The sequence below is a fragment of the Alteromonas sp. M12 genome (assembly GCF_037478005.1).
GTDB classification, from domain to species: Bacteria; Pseudomonadota; Gammaproteobacteria; order Enterobacterales; family Alteromonadaceae; genus Aliiglaciecola; species Aliiglaciecola lipolytica_A.
Genome location: NZ_CP144164.1, coordinates 2,815,139 through 2,835,436 on the forward strand (window position 1 = coordinate 2,815,139; position 20,298 = coordinate 2,835,436).

Annotated in this window: 16 protein-coding genes; 8 read left to right on the top strand and 8 right to left on the bottom strand. The window is 39.4% G+C overall.

The window, feature by feature from the left end; all coding sequences use genetic code 11:
- Nucleotides 1–59: 59 nt before the first annotated feature.
- Nucleotides 60–812, top strand: coding sequence for a sulfate transporter CysZ (gene cysZ / locus VUI23_RS12140; RefSeq protein ID WP_216048526.1), 753 nt, complete (start codon nt 60–62; stop codon nt 810–812).
- Nucleotides 813–873: 61 nt separating this feature from the next.
- Here the strand turns inward: cysZ and VUI23_RS12145 are convergent, their stop codons facing one another.
- From VUI23_RS12145 to nlpI, 3 genes are all read right to left on the bottom strand, one after another.
- Nucleotides 874–2,556, bottom strand: a complete 1,683-nt coding sequence (locus VUI23_RS12145; RefSeq protein WP_342804529.1) for an EAL domain-containing protein — start codon at nt 2,554–2,556, stop codon at nt 874–876.
- 95 nt (nt 2,557–2,651) lie between these two features.
- Entirely contained in the window at nt 2,652–4,085 is a 1,434-nt protein-coding gene (locus VUI23_RS12150) for a hypothetical protein (RefSeq protein WP_342804530.1), read from the bottom strand.
- Between the two features lie 17 nt (nt 4,086–4,102).
- Nucleotides 4,103–4,996, bottom strand: a complete 894-nt coding sequence (gene nlpI / locus VUI23_RS12155; protein WP_216048523.1) for a lipoprotein NlpI — start codon at nt 4,994–4,996, stop codon at nt 4,103–4,105.
- Nucleotides 4,997–5,272: 276 nt separating this feature from the next.
- On the opposite strand from nlpI, the gene cdd reads away from it, so the two are divergent.
- The 4 genes from cdd (at nt 5,273) to VUI23_RS12175 (ending at nt 8,664) form a co-directional block, all read left to right on the top strand.
- Nucleotides 5,273–5,665 carry a cytidine deaminase gene (gene cdd, locus VUI23_RS12160; RefSeq protein ID WP_216048522.1) on the top strand — a complete coding sequence of 131 codons (393 nt, stop codon included), beginning with the start codon at nt 5,273–5,275 and terminating at the stop codon, nt 5,663–5,665.
- A gap of 102 nt (nt 5,666–5,767) precedes the next feature.
- Nucleotides 5,768–7,027 (top strand): adenylate/guanylate cyclase domain-containing protein, encoded by a 1,260-nt coding sequence (locus tag VUI23_RS12165; protein ID WP_342804531.1) that lies wholly within the window; start codon nt 5,768–5,770, stop codon nt 7,025–7,027.
- A 5-nt stretch (nt 7,028–7,032) separates the two neighbouring features.
- Nucleotides 7,033–8,184 carry a cupin domain-containing protein gene (locus VUI23_RS12170; RefSeq protein WP_303500791.1) on the top strand — a complete coding sequence of 384 codons (1,152 nt, stop codon included), beginning with the start codon at nt 7,033–7,035 and terminating at the stop codon, nt 8,182–8,184.
- Between the two features lie 21 nt (nt 8,185–8,205).
- The gene (locus tag VUI23_RS12175) at nt 8,206–8,664 is read left to right on the top strand and encodes a GNAT family N-acetyltransferase (protein WP_342804532.1); all 459 of its coding nucleotides are present in this window, start codon (nt 8,206–8,208) and stop codon (nt 8,662–8,664) included.
- A 49-nt stretch (nt 8,665–8,713) separates the two neighbouring features.
- Here VUI23_RS12175 and VUI23_RS12180 read toward each other — a convergent pair whose 3' ends face one another.
- From VUI23_RS12180 to VUI23_RS12190, 3 genes are all read right to left on the bottom strand, one after another.
- Nucleotides 8,714–9,142: a DUF4826 family protein gene (locus VUI23_RS12180; RefSeq protein ID WP_216048518.1), complete on the bottom strand. Its 429-nt coding sequence runs from the start codon at nt 9,140–9,142 to the stop codon at nt 8,714–8,716.
- Nucleotides 9,143–9,160: 18 nt separating this feature from the next.
- Nucleotides 9,161–12,214: an FAD-binding and (Fe-S)-binding domain-containing protein gene (locus VUI23_RS12185; RefSeq protein ID WP_342808280.1), complete on the bottom strand. Its 3,054-nt coding sequence runs from the start codon at nt 12,212–12,214 to the stop codon at nt 9,161–9,163.
- Between the two features lie 153 nt (nt 12,215–12,367).
- Nucleotides 12,368–13,195, bottom strand: coding sequence for a hypothetical protein (locus tag VUI23_RS12190; protein ID WP_342804533.1), 828 nt, complete (start codon nt 13,193–13,195; stop codon nt 12,368–12,370).
- Between the two features lie 70 nt (nt 13,196–13,265).
- On the opposite strand from VUI23_RS12190, the gene VUI23_RS12195 reads away from it, so the two are divergent.
- Nucleotides 13,266–14,204 (top strand): fatty acid desaturase family protein, encoded by a 939-nt coding sequence (locus VUI23_RS12195; protein WP_342804534.1) that lies wholly within the window; start codon nt 13,266–13,268, stop codon nt 14,202–14,204.
- Nucleotides 14,205–14,683: 479 nt separating this feature from the next.
- Here VUI23_RS12195 and ppsA read toward each other — a convergent pair whose 3' ends face one another.
- Nucleotides 14,684–17,056: a phosphoenolpyruvate synthase gene (gene ppsA, locus VUI23_RS12200; protein ID WP_342804535.1), complete on the bottom strand. Its 2,373-nt coding sequence runs from the start codon at nt 17,054–17,056 to the stop codon at nt 14,684–14,686.
- A gap of 212 nt (nt 17,057–17,268) precedes the next feature.
- Here ppsA and VUI23_RS12205 point away from each other — a divergent pair, with 212 nt between their 5' ends.
- The gene (locus tag VUI23_RS12205) at nt 17,269–18,081 is read left to right on the top strand and encodes a pyruvate, water dikinase regulatory protein (RefSeq protein ID WP_216048513.1); all 813 of its coding nucleotides are present in this window, start codon (nt 17,269–17,271) and stop codon (nt 18,079–18,081) included.
- An 11-nt stretch (nt 18,082–18,092) separates the two neighbouring features.
- Nucleotides 18,093–18,776 carry a DUF2461 domain-containing protein gene (locus VUI23_RS12210; RefSeq protein WP_216048512.1) on the top strand — a complete coding sequence of 228 codons (684 nt, stop codon included), beginning with the start codon at nt 18,093–18,095 and terminating at the stop codon, nt 18,774–18,776.
- A 92-nt stretch (nt 18,777–18,868) separates the two neighbouring features.
- Here the strand turns inward: VUI23_RS12210 and VUI23_RS12215 are convergent, their stop codons facing one another.
- Nucleotides 18,869–20,089, bottom strand: coding sequence for an HDOD domain-containing protein (locus tag VUI23_RS12215; protein ID WP_303500795.1), 1,221 nt, complete (start codon nt 20,087–20,089; stop codon nt 18,869–18,871).
- Nucleotides 20,090–20,298: the final 209 nt, after the last annotated feature.

Here is a 20,298-nt window from a genome sequence, read left to right on the forward strand (position 1 = left end):
CAACACAAAGTTATACTTAACCCCTATTTTTGAGTTTAATCTGCAGGAATTAGTAAAGAATGCAAAGTAACAGTGGTGCCGGATATTTTCTTCAGGGCTTTTCGTTAATTAAAACCAAAGGATTAAAACGTTTTGTTTTTATTCCATTAGCAGTAAATTTGATTCTTTTTTCAGTGGCCCTATATTTTTTGGTCGGGCAAATTGAGTCTTCTATTCTTTATATCGTTAATATCATTCCTGATTGGGAATGGTTAAGCTGGTTAAAACAAGGTTTAGCCTATATTTTGTGGCCACTTGCGGTCATAACAGTGTTGTTGATATTCGCTCTTTTGTTTGGAACCTTAGCCAATTGGATAGCGGCACCGTTCAACGGATTGCTGGCTGAAAAAGTAGAATTGCATCTCACCGGAAAAGGGCTCGGCGATAGTGGAATACTCGATGTATTCAAAGATATTCCTCGCACCTTGGGTCGAGAAATGGCTAAACTTGGTTACTATATTCCCCGCGCCATTGGTTTTCTAATATTGTTTTTCCTGTTGCCTGTAGCCGGACAAGTATTGTGGTTTTTATTTTCTGCTTGGATGATGGCTATCCAATATTGTGACTATCCTTTTGATAATCACAAAATTGACTTTAAAACCATGCGTGCCACCTTAAACCAAAGTCGCTCACATTGTTTTTCATTTGGTGTGTTGGTCAGCGTGTTTTCGATGATCCCCATTATTAACTTTTTGGTTATGCCAGTTGCAATTTGTGGTGCCACTTCGATGTGGGTTAATGAGTTACGTGACAAAGTTCCCGAATATCGTTAATCAGCGATAAACGAATATCCCTGTTCACATTCTTGGTCTTTGCTTAACGTCTGTGAACAGGTTATTTAGTAAGTGATGGTTTTGACTTGATAAAGGCTTCAAAATCATTGCTGCTAAGGGGCTCACTAAAAAAGTATCCCTGCATAATAAAACACTTATTTTGCTCTAAAAATTCAGATTGTAAGGCCGTTTCAACGCCCTCCGCAACCACTGATATCCCAAGGGTTTCAGCGAGTTGTATAATCGCTTTAACAATAATTTTATCGTGTGGATTATTATCTAAATTGCGTACAAAAGATCGATCAATCTTGAGAGTATCTACGGGAAGTTGTTGCAGATAACGTAACGAAGAATATCCCGTCCCAAAATCATCTAAGGTAATACTGAAGCCTGATGTTTTAATCCGCTTCAAATGCTCCAACAAATCAGTTTCACTTTCCTGCAAGGTACTTTCGGTTACTTCAATACGAATGGCATCAGATGGCACCTTATATTTTGCAATTAACTGGTCAATTAAATCGAAGGTGTTATGTTGATAAAATTGCTTATTTGAAATATTGATTGACAGCGGAATGCGTTCATTCAAGGACAGTGTCCAATCATCTATTTGTTCGAAGGCTTGGGTTAAAACTTGATTAAAAACATCTTTTATCAAGCCCTTCTTTTCGGCAACATCTATAAACTCCACAGCAGCCAAAACACCCCGTTTAGGATGCTTCCAACGTGCTAAGCACTCAACTCCCACCACCCTATTACTGCGCAGATCGATGACAGGTTGGAAATAAGGTACAAATTGATCATCAATAAGTCCTTGTTGTAATTCTTGCTCAACAACACGAATATCATTTAACTCTTGATTTAACGCGTCACTGAAGAATTGGTAGCGATTGCCACCATCGTGTTTGGCTCGGTACATGGCCGCATCAGCATGCTGGAGCAGAGACTCTGCGGTTAGTGCGTTATCGGGATAAATGCTTATGCCTATACTGCAACCTACTTCCATTACATTCGCACCGCTTTTTACCGGCTTCTTAATTTCTCGAATCAGTTTGTCGCTTACCTTAGAGACTGTCTCTGAGTCTTTTATATTACTCATAATAATTGCAAATTCATCGCCCCCCATACGGGCAATCAAGTCGCTTTTGCGTAATGATTTTTGCAACCTTTCGGCAACCGCACACAGTACTTCGTCACCCGCATCGTGCCCCATGCTGTCATTCACTTTTTTGAATTTATCCAAATCAAGGAACAACACCGCAAAACGTTTGTTTAAGCGTTGCGACTGACTAATTTCATGATCAAATAACTGGCTAAATAAATATCGATTAGCCAGCCCTGTTAAGCTATCTCGATAGGCCAAAGTAGTGAGATTTTCATCTAGTGAGGCATTAATCGATTTATTGCTTAATCTAGCGAGAAAACAAACGAAGCGACCTTCATCAACAATAGATTGAAGATGCAAACGACATGACACAAGATGGTTTGATTTATTGGCAATGACAACTTCAACGGTGCAAGACTGATCTATGGCCGTGTTTAGTAGACTTTGCCAATCGTTAGACTGTGATTTGCGCAATAGAAAAACTTGCGCTAATGAATCTTGAGTTGTAACCCTTGTATCTGCGTCTATGAGCTCTGCAAACGCCTGATTGATAAACAATATATTTCCAGTGTCATCAACCAAGCCAGTCGCATCCGGCAAATATTGGTAGGCTTGACTCAGTTGCTTTATGTCAATTGGCATAGTTTAAACATCTCACTTATTGTAATCTTTTTCATTATAGTTAAGCATTTCAACTAATCTCACTCAGCTGCCGTGTTTTTTAGAGCCACAGCGACTTACGAGCGGTATTTATTATATTTATGCCACCAGTATCCAGCTTGCTTGTGATTTCCGTTAGACTCAAACCACTGCGCAAAATTGACGTATATAGGGGTTAAACTTAATTTATCATTTAGCGAGTCTTTCCAGATGTTTAAGTACACTTTGGGGATCACGCCAATATCATGGTGCTCCATAAAGGTCGTTTGTTGAACCGGTTTATAGGCATTGGAATTGACTTGTTCGCAAGTTGATGTTTTGGTTAATACTAAGTCTTCGTAATCAGTTTGGTAACGAGCAAACTCAGTGTTTGAAAGTGCCGGTTTATTTTCTGCATAAACCAAATTGGGAGCTTGAGTCGAGGTGCAAAGTTTGTTCGCCATCTGTGCATCAACTTCATATTCATCAACAAATCCCGCAAAGTGCGCAAGTTCATGTAAAAACACCCTATAGTCGTCTTGTTTATCAAGAAACATGACACCATTGTGCACATTTGCAATACCTGAGTCAGCAACGACAATAGCGTGAGTAAAATCAGTTATGCTGGCCAGTTCAGAGACTGCCTGCAGTGAACATGTTAGCCTTTTATCTACAGCATTACTGCAAGCTAACGCTTCTGGGGATAACCATACAGGTGGATTGAAACAGATAGGAAAAGAAGCAAAACGTGGATCGCCTTGGAAGCGGTGCGACAACTCAGCGATTTGTTCTATAGCCAATAAGGATCCAGCTATGAATTGAATATCGATGGCGCATTGGGGTTGCTCTGTCCTATTATCTAAAAACGTCGTTACAGGTTTGCGCCAACGAGTGTGCTCAATATCAGCTGCTAAGGTTGCAGTTTGGTATTTAACCTCGTTCACTGGGTTATCGGCTTGTTTATTCAGCCACTCAATACTGACCTCAGGACTTTGTTGTAACCAAAGGAAATCAGCATAAGCTGAGGTTAAATCAATGTCTATTTCTGCCGCTTGAGCAAACCAAAGGTTATCTTGATCAGCAGTGCCTTTTTTATTTAATAAATAATACAAAGACACTATCGCTTTTTTATGACCAGAGTAAGCCGCATTTTCGAGCAGACGTTCTTTGGCAGAGCTGCTAGCTGTTAATAATGCCAATTGAAATTGACTCTCAGAGTGCCCAAGTTGAGCTGCTTGCGATAAATAGTGTTTTTTTGTAGCCACCTCAGACGTGTTGTTAGCCAAGAAGAAAAGAGAATCCACGGAGCCAATTTCGGCACTTTTGCTTACCCAATACATGTGATTATGCTGTATCGCGGTGCTTGAAAGCTGTCGTAATGCGGCCTGATGATTTTGTTGTGCCGCCAAATACAGTAAATTGTAATGCTCGGGTTTACGTATGCCGATATCAAATAAGAAGCTCGGAGATAATGCACTATCAGCCCGCAATAAGGGGAAAAAAAAGACGAATAGCAGCAAACGTAAAATCATTTAATTACACATAGATCTTAACTTTTTAAATCTTCAGACGCTTGTTTACGCAACATATCTATTTCGATTCGTGCATATCGGTGTTCAACGTAATCATAAATGTTAGTGCTTAAAACCATTTTGAAATAATTTAACGCCAAACCACGTTCACCTAGGCTTTCATAAAATTTACCCATGTAAAAATACACTTCACACATGCGTTGATTAAGTTCTACCGTCGTTTTAGGACCTAAAACAAATCCATTCAACAGGGTATTACGGCTAACCTTACCTAAGTAAAAATCAACAATAATTGTTCCCCAGTTGTCATCAGAAAGATTTTCACGATGCTTTTTTAATTCCGTCAGCGCAGCCTCATAATTTATTTCTTTGTGGGCCAAAAAGAGCCACAAAGCAGAGAACGGATTTTCTTTATCTTTATTATAGAAACGAATGAGATCCTGCATAGCCAGTTCATTTCGCTGCCCATAATAAAGTGCAATGCCCCTATTTAATAACGCAAAATCTAACTCTGGATTGATATCCAAAGCAGAATCAAAGGATTCATAAGCTTCATTAAACTCCATCTGTTGGGTGAAATGAATACCAAGAGAGTTGTATGCTTCTGCCATATCAGGCTTTAATTGCTTAGCCCGACCAAAATCGTATTGAGCCAACCCCGCTAAACCTACACTGTCGTAATGTGTTCCACGTAAAAAGAGCAGTTCAGCTCTTTCTTCATTGCTTAATGATGTTTGCGTCAGTATTTGGTTGTATCTAGCGATGGCCAACTGCGACCTAAAATTCAGTGGTTGCGGTTCTGGAATTAAAATACTTTCGACTTTTGAATGCAGTGCAGAGCCCGAGTTAATACTGCAGCCAGCAAGGCCTGAGGTTACTAGAAATAATGACAGTAAAAGGTGTTTATTCATATTGATGACTATGGCACTTGAAAGTTGGACAATAAACTAACGGAAATTAAATCAATTCGGATTTAAAGGTTAAGAAAATAACACTCAAAAGAGCAAGATAAGACTCGCTTATTTAGACACGAAAGTAAAGCTTAGCCCAGCACAAATACGATAATTCAAGGTAAATTTAGCGGTTTACAAAATTCATTAAGATAAGCCAATTTAGATAAATACTTGTCAAGCACAGGCATTTTGTCGCAAACTGTTTGGCCATTTTCAAAATGAAAGATAAAATTGTTGGAAAATAATACTAAAAAACTAATCCAAGCTGCCAAACAAGCGCAGCAAAATTCCTATTCTCCTTACTCAAATTTTAAAGTCGGGTCAGCCATTTTAGCGGACAACGGTAAAGTCTATGCTGGATGCAATATTGAAAATGCAGCCTACCCTTTAGGGCAATGTGCCGAGGCCGGTGCAATCGCAGCGATGATTTTAGATGGTGGCAAAAAAATCGTTAAGATATTAGTCGCTAGTCCAAATGAAAAAATCTGTCCTCCCTGTGGCGGTTGCAGACAAAAAATTAAAGAATTTGCTGATCAAGATACTGAAATTTTGATGTATGACACCAGCGATAATGTCAAAACAGTAGATATCAGTACATTGTTGCCTTTCGCGTTCGAACTGGACTAATAAACTCAAAATCAGTTGAAAACTAGACTTGGACAGCATGGGAAAAATCTGTGTTTATTGCTAGATTTAGAGATATATTTCTAACCATGGCAAGGATTGCCAATGCTAAAATTACTTTATCGGAAAATTGCATTTCTGGGGATCAATGAAAAGGATTTAGATAACCTCAGCCACATAAAAATAGTAAACACGATTTCATTAATGGTGTTGATATTTTTAGTCTTGCAATTGCCTTTTATTGCTCGATTTTGGCAATATGGCGGCTTTCCAGTTCTTATCCTATGTGTGTTACACATCGCTATATTCATCCAGATCTTACGTTTCAACTGGCGTCATCACTTTGTCTCTGCCAGAGCACTTTTGATGTTTGGTTTTGTATCCTACATTGGTATATCAAGTGTAATTTGGAATATTAATCTACAATTCCACTTTCTGTTTATAATCGGTTTGTTTGTTAGTCCATTTTTATACCGCGATTGGGAAAAACGCCAATATATTCCCAACTTGGTGATTTATGTCGTTTGTTTTTGCGGTATTGAAGCGTTCTGGCAATTTCCTCGTCAGACTTTTCAGGCAAACGAATTAGAAAAGTTTTGGCTGACAATGGGCACTTGTCTATTAATCTCTGCCGCAGCCATAACCTCTAGCTTATTGATTTATCAAAATTCCCGTACAGCTCATCTGAGAATGAGTCGAGATAAAGCCCGCATATCACATTTGTTACAGAAAACCTTACCTAAGCCGTTGATTAAAAACCTACTAACAAACTTCACGACTCCGGCTCCATCCATGCAATTAGAGCAGCATTTTTGTTCAGTGTTATTTGCCGATATTCAGGGGTACACCCAACATTGTAGCAGTACAAATGAGCAAGAAATCATGCAGTTACTGAATTCATTTTATTGCGAATTTGATTTAATCAGTAGACAAAATCAACTCCAAAAAATTAAAACCAATGGCGATCAATATATGGCGGTATGCGGAATTTACGAAAAGCGATTAAACCCAGCATTGCAGACATGTCTAGCAGCAAGGACTATGTTGGAAAGCTTTAATAATCTGTGTAATCACTTAAAATTAAACTTACAGATTAGAATCGGCATAGCCAGTGGGCCACTTACGGCGGGATGTGTTGGATTAGATAATATGCTTTTTGATGTGTGGGGAGAAACGGTTAATTTAGCCTCTCGCTTAGAAAGTCATGGCCAAGCAAGCAAAGTACTAGTTTGTCAAAACACCTATTTACATTCTCGAGAGCAAATTAAATTTGAGAGTGTAGACAAGCTATACCTAAAAGGACTTGGTACACTTACCGCTTATTTTATAAGTGAGTCTCAATACGCACAGCAAAGGAAAAGTTAACGTTAATGTACAAATTAAACATTCCCAATAAACAACATTTTCTGACCGAATATTGGCAGAAAAAACCGCTTGTCATTCGTAAGGCTTTTTCTGACTTTGTTGATCCTCTAGACGAACATGAACTGGCAGGCCTTGCTCAAGAAGAGGAAGTAGATTCTCGTATCATTTCTAAAAAACAGGGAAAATGGTCCAACTCCCCTGGCCCATTTTCAGACTTTACCCCTTATTGCATAGGTGATTGGTCTTTGTTAGTGCAGTCTGTCGACCACTATATCCCCGAGGCAAAAATGTTGTTAGATAGTTTTGACTTTATTCCTAATTGGCGGGTCGATGATCTAATGGTCAGTTATTCAGAAGCCAATGGAGGTGTTGGCCCTCATGTTGATCAATATGACGTATTTATTATTCAAGGACGTGGCTCTAGAAGATGGCAAGTTGGCGCAAATAAGCACCATGACTCCATACAACCCGCTAAAAACTTAAAACAAATAACCGGCTTTGACCCCATTATTGATGAAGTGCTTGAACCAGGTGACCTAATTTATATCCCTCCCGGCTTTCCACATAATGGCGTAGCAATAACATCCTGTTTAAATTATTCAGTAGGCTTTCGTGCGCCGACACAAAGAGAATTGCTTGACGGTTTTGTCGATTATGCCCAAGCCAAGAATTTATTTAACCTTCGCTATAGCGATCCAGACTTAACCTTAAGAGATTCGCGTTTTGAAATTAAGCCGTCAGAAATTGAAAAACTAAAAAATATGTTTAACCAAATGATCAATTCTGTACATTTTGATGATTTTATCGCTACCTACTTCACCGAAACCAAAGATGTAGATATGTATGAGGCTGATTTAACAGAAAATTATTCACTTAATGAAATTGTTAATTTACTCGACTCAGGAGTAAGCTTTGAGCGCAAACTGGACACCAAAATAATCCAGCAGAAAGTAAGATTAAACAATAAATATCAAATGGTTACATGGATAAATCAACACAGAATTAACGTTGAATCTGAACATGAAAGTATGCTTTTTAAAATGCTCAATTCCAGCGTTTTAGATAAACAAACGAAAATTAATTACGCTGACGGCTTAATTTTTAACCAAATCTTGGCTAAACTCGTTAATGCAGGGGGGTGGTTCCCTGATATTTAAGATACTTTAAGGAGCGCTTTAGTGACGTTGACGGTACAAAACGTTGACTGGGAAAAAGCAAAACATACGCTTAGTAGGTTAAGAGAAAAGGTATTTGTTTACGAGTGGCGCATTCCTCGAGAATGCGAATTTGATCAGCAAGATGTGCATGCAACCCATGTACTTGTGCTAGACAATGAAAAACAAGAAATCGCGACAGGCAGATTAACCACCAGAGGGGAAATTGGCCGCGTAGCAGTTGTTCCAAAATTTCGTGGACCTGAAGTCTACCGCATACTGTTTGCTGCACTACTAGAGAATGCACATCGTCTAGGTTTGCAACAAGTATACGTTCAGTGTGATTTGGAAGGTGTAGAATATTATCAAAACCAGGGATTCAACCCAGTCGGTCCAGTCTATATGGACGCAGGAATAGCCAGACAAAAAATGGCATGTTCCACAGCAGAATTTTCACTCAACAGAGTGGATTTGACACATTAAAACAGCACCTAAGGTGCTGTTTTATTTTGCATAGCTTTTGATTGAAAATCTATGCTTTGCCGCCCTTGATTTCTTTCCACAAATCTTCTTGATTATACAAAGCATACAAGCCTTCCGCTCGGGTAACTAACATCTCTGCAAACTGTTTTTGGGTTTTATCAATATTTCCGCTTTCTTCAATATCTTGTGCTTTCAATTGCCATTGAAAAGAAAATCGACGAAGCACATCTCTCGCGTTTTTTTCACTTTCATATGGCATAAAATCACAAGGTAGATCGCCACTGATTACCCAATAAAATTTCTTGTCTAGTGCTTTGATTTTCCAAACTGCTACATAAGGTGCTAGGTAACGACATTCTTCGGTCACCACCGAATCAAAAATAACACCATTTTCTGCTAAATGTTTATTGGCTCGCTGAAACTGCGAACGCACCCACTGAGTCATTTGCTCCTGACTCATGGCCTGAGGTTGTGTCATAACTATCCTTATCGATTATTATTTCTGTAATACTGCTAACAGAGCCTGTACTGGATGCTTAGGCTTGAAACCTTCGTATCTGTTCACCTGAGTACGGCATGAATATCCTGTTGCCAAAAGCGTTTGCTGAGGAACTGAATCTACAGCTTGCTTCCAGCTTAAATCATAAATTCCTTTTGATTCTTGTTGATGAATTAACTCATGACCAAAAGAGCCTGCCATCCCACAGCACCCAGTGGCAATCGATGTTAACTCTAAACCGAACCAAGAGAATATTGTGCGCCATTGCTCATCGTTACCGGCAATACTGGTTTTTTCGGTACAGTGAGAAATGAGCTTAAATTCAAGACCATCTGGGTTACGAACTTGCATTCTTTCTAGTAGCTCTCTTTCTAAAGACTGACTAGCAAGCCATTCGTTCACTAGTTGAACCTGAAAATTACCGCGTTGGTTGCCTAGAATACGACGATATTCATCTCGATAACATAGTACTAAAGAACCATCGATACCGATCATAGGTAAATTCAGTTCACAAACCTGATTTAAAAAATCTGCTGTGTTTTGCGCTGTTTTAGCAAATTTAGCTAAAAAGCCTTTCACATGCTGAGGTTTCCCATTCGGCTTAAACGGCAAAATAACAGGATTAAAATGCAGTTTTTGCAATAATTGAATCAACTCATCCACCACTTCAGCTTCATAAAAGCTAGTGAAAGGGTCTTGTACTATCAACACTGTTTTTAATTTTTGTTCCTCATCTAATGCGGATAGAGCCTGTAAATCGAAGGGCATGATTTGATTTTGTTCAAGTCGCTTATCCAGCGAAGGCTCAGACAATAATGGCGCATCAACGTAACCTATATATCGTTTGATTGCTTCTTTGAGCAAAGGTTGACGCTGGAAAAAGTTAATCATTGCAGGCGCTTTTGCCATCCATGGAGCCATAGATTCAATGTTCGCAGTTAACACATCTTTAGCCGGCCGCAAGTAGCGCTGATAATACATGGCTAAAAATCGTGAACGGAAAGACGGCACATCAACATTCACCGGACATTGGCTGGCACAGGCTTTACAGGCTAGACAACCTTCCATCACCTCTAATACTTCGTGTGAAAAGTCGGTGTTTTTCGATTTGTAGCGAGTATTTTGTAGACGTTCAAACCAAGATGGCGTTTCTTCGCCTTTTTCTAATTCAATCACGTTAACGTTATTTTGACTAAGCAAGCGTAACCATTCTCTGATCATGCCTGCGCGACCTTTAGGCGTATGACGGCGATCACGAGTGATTTTACTGGAAGGACACATGGTTGATTTGGTGTCGTAGTTATAACAAAGCGCATTGCCATTACAGCTCATTGCCACCTCAAACGAGTCGCGAACCGCAATAGGTATTTGGCTGTCTAAGTCTCCCCTTTTCAAATCGGAGACTTTAACCAGTTCTTCAGTGGAATCGATAGGCGTGCAAATTTTCCCCGGATTCATCTTATTCAAGGGATCAAATACACTTTTAATTTTACGTAACTCTAGAAAAAGCTCTTCACCAAAAAATTCAGGGCCATATTCACTGCGGTAGCCCTTACCATGCTCGCCCCACATCAAACCGCCATATTTAGAGACTAAAGCGACTACTTCATCAGAAATTTCTTGCATGATTTGCTGTTGATTAGGATCGCACATATCAAGGGCTGGCCGCACATGCAGTACACCCGCATCAACATGACCAAACATGCCATAAGCAAGTCCTTTGCTATCTAAAAGAGCTCTGAACTCCATAATAAAATCAGCTAAATTTTCCGGTGGTACCGCTGTATCTTCAGTGAATGGAATGGGTTTTTTCCAGCCATCCGCTTTCCCCAACAAACCGACAGACTTTTTACGCATTGCATAAATGCGATTAATATCGGCCACATCATAGGTTAATTGATAACCAATTATGCCGTCTAATCCATGTTTTTGAGCATTGTCTAAGGTTTCACTTAGCTGCGCTATTTTAGCTTCTATTTCGGCTTTATCTTCGCTGTTGTACTCGACCATATTTAATCCGAGCACTTCTTTGCCGGGCACATCTTGAATAAGATCTTTAACAGAGTGCCAAACAATATCTTGTTTCGCCAAATTGAGTACTTTGCTATCGACCGTTTCCACCGAAGTCGCATTTGCGGCAACCATATGAGGAGCATGACGCAAAGCCGATTCAAATGAATCGTATTTGATATTAACCAAGGCTTTGCATTTAGCAATAGGGGTAATATTCAGTTTTGCCTCAGCCACAAAGACTAAGGATCCCTCAGAGCCGGTTATAACACGGCTGATATCCAACTGAGTTAAATCATCGGATACAGTGTGTTCAAGATCGTATCCCGTCAAAAAGCGATTCATTCGCGGAAATTTAGCCAGAATTTGCTGACGTTTATCAACGCAAGTAGCAATTAATTGTGATGTGATACTCGTTAAACGGCTCGGTTGAGATGGGTCATTTTTGACATTTTCGATTGCCGTTGGTGCCGTTTCTAAAACCGTACCATCAACCAGTACCGATGTTAGCCCAAGCACATGATCACTGGTTTTCCCATATACTAAAGATCCTTGCCCTGATGCATCAGTGCTAATCATCCCGCCAATAGTGGCGCGGTTACTAGTGGACAAATCAGGCGCAAAGAAAAAGCCCAGGGGACGGAGCGCATCATTTAACTGATCTTTCACTACCCCAGCTTGCACCCTAACCCAACTTTGCTGCGCATTGATTTCAAGTATCTGATTCATGTGCCGGGAAACATCGACAATAATGCCACTTGTGAGAGACTGACCATTAGTCCCAGTGCCGCCTCCCCTAGCGCTAAATTTGACGCCATCGTATTGATTTGAAGTTTTACCAATCAGGGTCAGATCGGCTGTCGTTTTAGGAAACACAACAGCTTGAGGTAATTTTTGATAAATAGAGTTATCAGTGGCAACAGCCAGACGGCTAGCGTAACTGTATTCAATATCACCAGTAAAGCCAGAAGACTTTAAATCTTCCAAATACATTTGATAGTGATTTTCTAAAGCGGATTGAGGATCAATACTCGGTAACATTGTCACTGTTTTAAACGTCCAAATAAGATGGGCATATTATAGCGTTATGCCTAGTTCTTTACCTACATTCATTGAATATAATTTATATGCTAAATTTATCATAGCCATTCAACTATCTATTTGATTTCTATGGCACTAAAAATTCTAACGGTTTCACTCTTGGATCATTACGTTTAACCATAATGGCGTAATTTTCTGATAGTATTCAACAGTTTGCTCGAAAAGCCTAGTTCGTGCTGGCAAGTCAATTAAATCTTCCGGTAACCAAGGATCTTTGGATAAGTATTCGACAACTAAACGCCCTATAGCAAAGCTACGAATGAGAATATCTTTATCTGATAACGTTTCCAACAATTCACTTTCACTGAAAATCAATTCGTAAGCTTTATGATAAAACTGATTTAATTTATCCAACGGCCAACTTTGCGTGAATAAACCAATAGATGCTTCATCGATATCGGTCAAACAGCAGGTTAAAAATTGAGGCTCCTCAACAACCGAATGAAAGTGAAAAAGTGTTTCTTCTCTTAAATCTATTAGGTTATTAGGTCTCAACCACCCCAAGGATGGAAAGGATTTAAAACCAAGCAAATCAGCTTTATTGTTTAACCGCCGCATTATCGTTGGGCTAAACTTATGCTGCAGTTGATTCACCAACAGCCATTCACCATCCCAATTCGCGCTGCGCTGCTGCATATCTAACCAGAATCGAGGCAGTACAAAAGGTTTTCGACTTTTTGCCAGTGAATATTTACCGTTTTCGCGGATTAACTTACCTTGTTTAGTTTGTCGAGATAAGGCCATACGCAAGGATGCTTCACTTATCTCTAGCTTATCGGCAATCACCAGCAATTGTTTTGCCGATAGGCTTGTAAGCTCAGATATTTGAAATCCCTTGATGGCACTTAATAATTCTAAAACTTTTTTATCTGCGCTGTCTGCAGCGAGTCGTTCAATAGCAACTTGATAATTTAACTTCATAACAAATAATTTGCAATATCCCTATTTTTTGTTATACCTATAAAAGGTCTCTCTACTTGGATTTAAGACTTTGCTAAAACTATCAGATTATATTTCTTCTGACGAATTGAAAGCCCTATGCCAAACTTCTGATTTGGTGGGATGGTATCGTGTTTTTATAAACTATGCATTGATTTCCATTGCAATAATAGTTTTGCTGAGCTTTCCATATTGGTACACATTTATTTGTTGCAGTTGGATTATCGGAGGGCGAATTTTGGGTATCGCTATCCTTAATCACGACGCTGGACATAACACTTTATTTCGCACTCCCAGCCTTAACCACTACGTCGGCCGTTGGCTACTTGGTGGTTTAGTACTGGTTGATTATCAAGCCTTTAAAAACGGTCATGCACAACACCATCGTTATGCAGGCACAGGTAAAGATCCAGACAAAATATTTGTTGCAAACTATCCTGCAACGCCCGCCAGTATGGCCCGTAAGCTTCTCCGAGATTTTAGCGGAGTGAATGGATTCAAAGAAATTGTCTACCAGATTAAAGTATCTACTTGGCAAAAACGCTTACCCAACATCGTTGTTCATGGGATTTTCATCGCTAGTTTGATATTTTTTGACGTACTATGGGCATACGCTGCGTTTTGGGTAGGTTACCTATTCATATATCCTGCTCTGAGCAGAATTAGGATCATCGGCGAACACGGCGCAGTTACCGATATAGACGCATTAGATCCACGCTTAAACACCCGTACCACATTGGCAAATCCAATTGTCGCTTTATTAATTTGTCCGAATGATGTGAATTATCACTTGGAACATCATATCCATCAAAAAATACCAGCACAAAATTTGAAAAAGGCCCATCAGTTATTCAAACAAAAAGGCATGTACGACGGTTTCGATTGTGTAGCAAACAATTATTGGCAAGTGATGAAAAAGTGCATTTCAAAACGCCATGGCAAATCCAAAAATATTCATCATGCGCCGTCATCTGTGAGCAATATGAGCTAGAACCTATGAGTTGGAAATAATTCAACACAACTTGTTACAAGCCGAAACACATTTAAATCGAATTAAACACTACACTGTGATCCTAATCTGTGGTTTTTTACGCACAACAGAAATGCAGTGGGTTATGCCATAACTCAATAACGTCAGTAGCAACGGATAAAAGAGAAGCATATGAAAAAGGCAATTCGAATTACGATAGGCGCAGTGCTATCCGCTGTGGGGATTGTTTTCGCGATCTTACCAGGTTCAATTCTATTTTTGATCAGCGGGTTAATGCTCTTGAGTTACGACATACCACTGGCTCGGAAATGCTTGCAAAAATGTCAAAACTCTATGAGTGTCACTGCTCGACGATTAGACAGATACCTGCTTAACCGAAAGTATCGTTAGATAACTAAGCGCAATTTAAATACAAAAAAAGGCAGGATGAACCTGCCTTTGTTGTTTTAACTATAAATTAGTTTAATGACGATAAACTATTACGCGTTTTTTTCGCCTAGGTATAACCAAGTTTCAACTACGGTATCAGGATTCAAAGAAACACTATCGATTCCTTGTTCCACCAACCAAGCTGCAAGGTCTTCATGGTCTGAAGGACCTTGGCCACAAATACCCACGTATTTACCACGTTTTTTGGCCGCTTTGATTGCCATACTCAATAGAATTTTCACCGCTTCATCCCGTTCGTCGAACAAATGCGCAATTACGCCAGAGTCACGATCCAATCCAAGGGTTAATTGAGTTAAGTCATTCGAACCAATTGAGAATCCATCAAAGATGTCTAAGAATTGATCGGCAAGCAATGCATTTGAAGGTAATTCACACATCATAATCACGCGTAAACCATTTTCACCTTGCACCAAACCTTGTTCAGCTAATAACTCGATTACTTTTTTACCTTCACCTACGGTGCGAACAAATGGGATCATCACTTCCACATTGGTAAGACCCATGGTGTTACGAACGCGCTTAATTGCTTCACACTCTAGCGCGAAACAATCGCGGAACTCTTCAGAGATGTAACGGCTTGCACCGCGGAAACCAAGCATTGGGTTTTCTTCATCAGGTTCATACTGATAACCGCCAACCAAGTTGAAGTACTCATTTGATTTAAAATCTGACATACGCACGATAACTTTCTCAGGAGAGAAAGCTGCGGCAATGGTAGACACACCTTCAACCAATTTTTGAATATAAAACTCTACTGGCGATTCATAACCGGCCATCATTTCCGAAATTTCTTCTTTCAACTCTTCTGGCTGGTTATCAAAGTCCAAAAGGGCTTTTGGATGCACACCAATCATGCGGTTGATAATGAACTCTAGACGAGCTAGGCCAACCCCTTTGTGAGGTAATCTAGCGAAATCAAAAGCTCGGTCTGGATTACCCACATTCATCATAACTTTGAGTGGAATATCAGGCATTGAATCGATTCGAGATGTCACTACATCAAATTCAAGTTCAGCATCATAAACATAACCAGTATCACCTTCGGCGCAAGATACTGTAATTTTATCGCCAGTTTCGATTGAGTCAGTTGCATTTCCGCAACCTACAACAGCTGGTATACCTAATTCACGGGCGATGATAGCCGCATGACAAGTTCTACCACCGCGATTCGTTACGATTGCTGAGGCCTTTTTCATAATCGGCTCCCAATCGGGATCCGTCATATCTGTTACTAGTACATCGCCTGGCTGAATTTTACCCATTTCATCAATTGAACTAAGTACTTTGGCTTCACCTGCACCAATTTTATGACCGATTGCACGACCTTCGGTGACAATTTTCGCTTTGCCTTTTAATTGGAAGTTTTCAATAACTTGAATGTCTTCTCGCGAACGCACTGTTTCAGGACGGGCTTGAACGATATACAGTTTACCGTCAGTACCATCTTTAGCCCATTCGATGTCCATAGGACGCTTATAGTGCTTTTCAATAATTTGCGCTTGTTTGGCCAATTCCATTACTTCTTGGTCAGTAATAGAAAATTCTAAACTTTGAGATTTGTCGACATCCACAATTTCGACTTGTTTACCATGGGCCAAATCTGGAGAGTAGATCATTTTGATTAATTTGCTGCCCATGTTGCGACGGACAATAGCTGGCAAGCCTTTGTCTAGGGTAGGCTTGTGTACGTAAAACTCATCAGGGTTTACAGCACCTTGAACAACCATTTCACCCAAACCATAAGAAGAAGTAATAAATACCACGTCTTCAAAACCTGATTCAGTATCGATGGTGAACATAACACCAGAAGAACTCACGTCACTTCTAACCATCCGCTGTATCCCAGCAGACAATGCAACGCCCTTGTGGTCATAACCTTGGTGAACACGATAAGAAATAGCTCGGTCATTAAACAATGATGCAAAAACATGCTTAATGGCTACAAGCACAGAGTCATAACCTTTTACATTCAAAAAAGTCTCTTGCTGACCAGCAAAAGAAGCATCTGGCATATCTTCAGCAGTGGCTGAAGAACGCACAGCAAATGAAGCTTCATCACCAGCGTCACCCTGTAGCTTTTCAAATGCGGTTTTAATTTCTTCTTCAAGTTTTGGCAAAAACGGGGTTTCAATCACCCAGTTACGAATATTTTCACCGGCTTTAGCTAGTGCTTCAACATCGTCAACATCTAAACTATTCAGCACGTCATGGATACGCTCTTCGAGTCCACTTTGTTCTAAAAATTCGTTAAATGCGTATGCGGTTGTAGCAAAGCCCCCCGGAACTTGAACACCTGCATTAGACAGGTTTGAAATCATTTCACCCAATGATGCGTTTTTACCGCCAACGCGATTAACATCATTCATTCCCAACTGCTCATACCAAAGTACATATTCTTGCACTGCTAACACCTCAAAGTTTTTTTGTCCTGGGCCCGATTGCTAAGGCGCAAACGAAATAAGTTTTAATGCAATAAAGTTGTCAGAATGGTGCTTATGAATTTATTTTGTTCACCTTCTGGCTTTTTGCGTCAGGGATTTTAGAATGGTGTAAAGAAGAAAGTAAAATTTAATTTTTTTCTGTAATAAAATTACAACATTGTTAAGGAATTGTAGTGAGATCAGCTTTTTACATATCTGATGGCACAGCCATTACTGCGGAAGTGTTTGGGCATGCATTGCTGTCACTTTTTACCGTCGAATTTAAACATTACACAGAACCATTCGTAGAAACTGAACAACAAGCCCAAAAAGTCTTAAATAAAATTTCAGAGGAATTCAAAGAGACTGGTTTGCGTCCTTTAGTATTTTATACCATCGTGAATACCGAAGTTAGAAAAATGGTCGCTAAGTCAGTAGGCATTAATTATAACTTTCTTGACCAATTTGTTGCGCCTCTGGAAAAAGCATTAGGCGTCCCTTCGATGCCGGAAAAACATCGTACCCACAGCATCCATGAAAAAACTTACGACAACAGAATTGATGCGGTTAATTATGCCCTTGCAAATGATGACGGTTCTAATGTTAAAGACTATAACGAAGCGGATATTATTTTGTGTGGTGTATCTCGTTCGGGTAAAACTCCAACCAGTTTATATTTAGCTCTGCAATTTGGTATTAAAGCAGCAAATTACCCTTTCACTGAAGAAGATATGGGCGATATTTTAAAACTCCCCCCAGCACTAAGGCGCTTTAAAGATAAGCTATTTGGATTAACCATTGCACCGGAAAGATTGCATTCAATACGCTCTGAAAGAAGGGCCAATAGCCGTTATGCGTCAATGAAGCAGTGTCGAATGGAATTGAGAGAAGTTGAAAATCTATATCGTAAAGAAAAAATCCCATTTTTGAACAGCACCAAGTTTTCCATAGAAGAGATGTCAGCTAAAATTTTAGCTGAAACAGGTATTCAAAGACGCAAATATTAGGAAGTTATCGTATGTTTACCCATTTCGACCCAAGCTTGATGACTTTCCTGAGGCAGTTGGCTAATAACAATGATAAAAATTGGTTTGCAGATCATAAACAAGAGTATGAAGATAAGGTTCGCACCCCTACCCTAGAATTTATTGAGGGTATGGACACTTGGATTAAAATGATTTCTCCCCATTACGAAGCCATCCCAAAAAAAGTAGGTGGCTCTATGATGCGGCCCTACCGAGATGTGCGCTTTTCCAAAGACAAATCTCCATACAAAACCAACGTTGGGATTCAGTTCCGCCATGAAATTGGCAAAAACGTCCACGCCCCAGGTTTCTACCTGCATATCGAGCCGGACAATGTATTTTTAGGGGTCGGAACTTGGCGTCCAGAACCTGACGCATTGAAATCAATTCGTGACTATATTGCTCTCAAACCTGATTCATACGAAGACGCGATACAACACGCACCGTTTACCGAAATTTATGCCCTCTCAGGTGAGAAGTTAAAACGACCGCCTAAAGGATTTAATGCTGATCACAAATTAATCGAAGAAATTAAGCGCAAAGACTTTATCGCAATATGTCCGCTTGCCGAAGATTTCTTATTTGCTGGTAATCTATGTGAAGAAGTCGCTAGACGCTATGGCAGAGCCCAGCCTTTTCAAAAGTTTTTATGTGATGCACTGGCTTTGCGATTTTAACGATTTGACTTCAGACTGTAAGTCGCCTTTTCAAAAACTAGTGAGTTTTCAGGGCTCAGTAGTGATTCTAACTAAAGTTGAGTAACAAAAACTTAATCAATATAGGTCATCACTTCGTCAGTCCATTTCAGTGCTTGTGAATAGCACTTTTTAAATAATTCGAGTTCCTGTTTCGACAGGCGTTCGAATACCTGATCGTCTAAGCGTTCAATACCTATGGTATTTTTCAGTAACTTCCCAAGATCATTATCATGGGATAACAATGCTGATTTAATAGATTCACTGAGGGTTAAACTATCTAGAATATCTTTAATCTCAACCTGAAAAACAGCATCAATGCCAGATAACAATCCCACCAGAAAACTCTCTGACGAATCAGTTTTTACACCACCTGTGATTGGGCTATCAGAAAATAACGCCAAGGTTTTAGCTCTGATTAATAAGGTTCTAAATAACTCTGAAGGTTGTGACGACTCTGATGCGAGAGTTAAGATCATGGCCCACTGTTTGACCACGTTTAAGCCAAGCCTAACAACCGCATCTTTAACCGACTTAACCTCTCTAACCAATTGATAAATTGGACAATTTATAAGAGCTAATATTTTTACAGTGAGTACAGGATCGCGCGATATCAACTCCGCAACTTCTGCAGCTTCAATATCTGTCCGACTTAACTGGGAAACCAATTGCAATGCTGAATTTTTGTTGGCATCAATTTTTTGACCGGTAATTATTGACGGTTTTTCCAAAAAATAACCTTGGAATAAGTCGAAACCCAATTCCATGCATTCATCAAAACTTGCTTGGTCTTCAACTTTTTCTGCCAATAACTGAAAACCAATTTTTTTTAATTTCGGAAAAACAGCTTTTAATTTATTGAAATTAATATCAAGGATATCAATTTTTAATATTTTAATATGTTTGAAAAAAGGAAATTTAGAGGGTTCAAGAATGTAGTCATCTAAAGCAAATTCGTAACCAAGACGCCTTAATTCAGCGATTCTTTTTAACACTTTTTCACTAGGTTCAACGGTTTCTAATATTTCAAAAATAAGATTATGAGGTGGTAGAGGGAAAAAATAATCTGAGTCTAAAAAATCCATATCAACGTTAACTAACATGGGAAGATCTAGGTTTACATTACTATTGAAAACTGAAGTGCAAACATTAACTAGCAGGTCGCGTGTGGCGATCAGATTTTTGGCATCACTATCAGAGTTGAATATATCTCCTCGATAAAGAATCTCACTGGCGACCATTTTACAATTTCTATCAAAAATAGGTTGTCTAGCAAATAAAATAGTCTCTTCCACAGGCTTCCTAAAAATGCAACAAGCGTATAATTTAATAGTAATCTTTTAACTCTGAATTATAAACAGATGTGTAACATTTTTATATTCCACTTTAAGCTAATACGCGCATTTAAGGGTTAGCACTCATAGGTAAATATTTTTAGCGTCAACATTTTACTTTTTTAAAGATGGCTTTTTAAAGGTGACTTATTTTTAGGTAAAGGGAGCGG

Bases quoted from the DNA above. Each gene is read 5' to 3' on its own strand.
- cysZ (WP_216048526.1), top strand. From the start codon at position 60: ATGCAAAGTAACAGTGGTGCCGGATATTTTCTTCAGGGCTTTTCGTTA.
- VUI23_RS12145 (WP_342804529.1), bottom strand. From the start codon at position 2,556: ATGCCAATTGACATAAAGCAACTGAGTCAAGCCTACCAATATTTGCCG.
- VUI23_RS12150 (WP_342804530.1), bottom strand. From the start codon at position 4,085: ATGATTTTACGTTTGCTGCTATTCGTCTTTTTTTTCCCCTTATTGCGG.
- nlpI (WP_216048523.1), bottom strand. From the start codon at position 4,996: ATGAATAAACACCTTTTACTGTCATTATTTCTAGTAACCTCAGGCCTT.
- VUI23_RS12165 (WP_342804531.1), top strand. From the start codon at position 5,768: ATGCTAAAATTACTTTATCGGAAAATTGCATTTCTGGGGATCAATGAA.
- VUI23_RS12170 (WP_303500791.1), top strand. From the start codon at position 7,033: ATGTACAAATTAAACATTCCCAATAAACAACATTTTCTGACCGAATAT.
- VUI23_RS12180 (WP_216048518.1), bottom strand. From the start codon at position 9,142: ATGACACAACCTCAGGCCATGAGTCAGGAGCAAATGACTCAGTGGGTG.
- VUI23_RS12185 (WP_342808280.1), bottom strand. From the start codon at position 12,214: ATGTTACCGAGTATTGATCCTCAATCCGCTTTAGAAAATCACTATCAA.
- VUI23_RS12190 (WP_342804533.1), bottom strand. From the start codon at position 13,195: ATGAAGTTAAATTATCAAGTTGCTATTGAACGACTCGCTGCAGACAGC.
- VUI23_RS12210 (WP_216048512.1), top strand. From the start codon at position 18,093: ATGTTTACCCATTTCGACCCAAGCTTGATGACTTTCCTGAGGCAGTTG.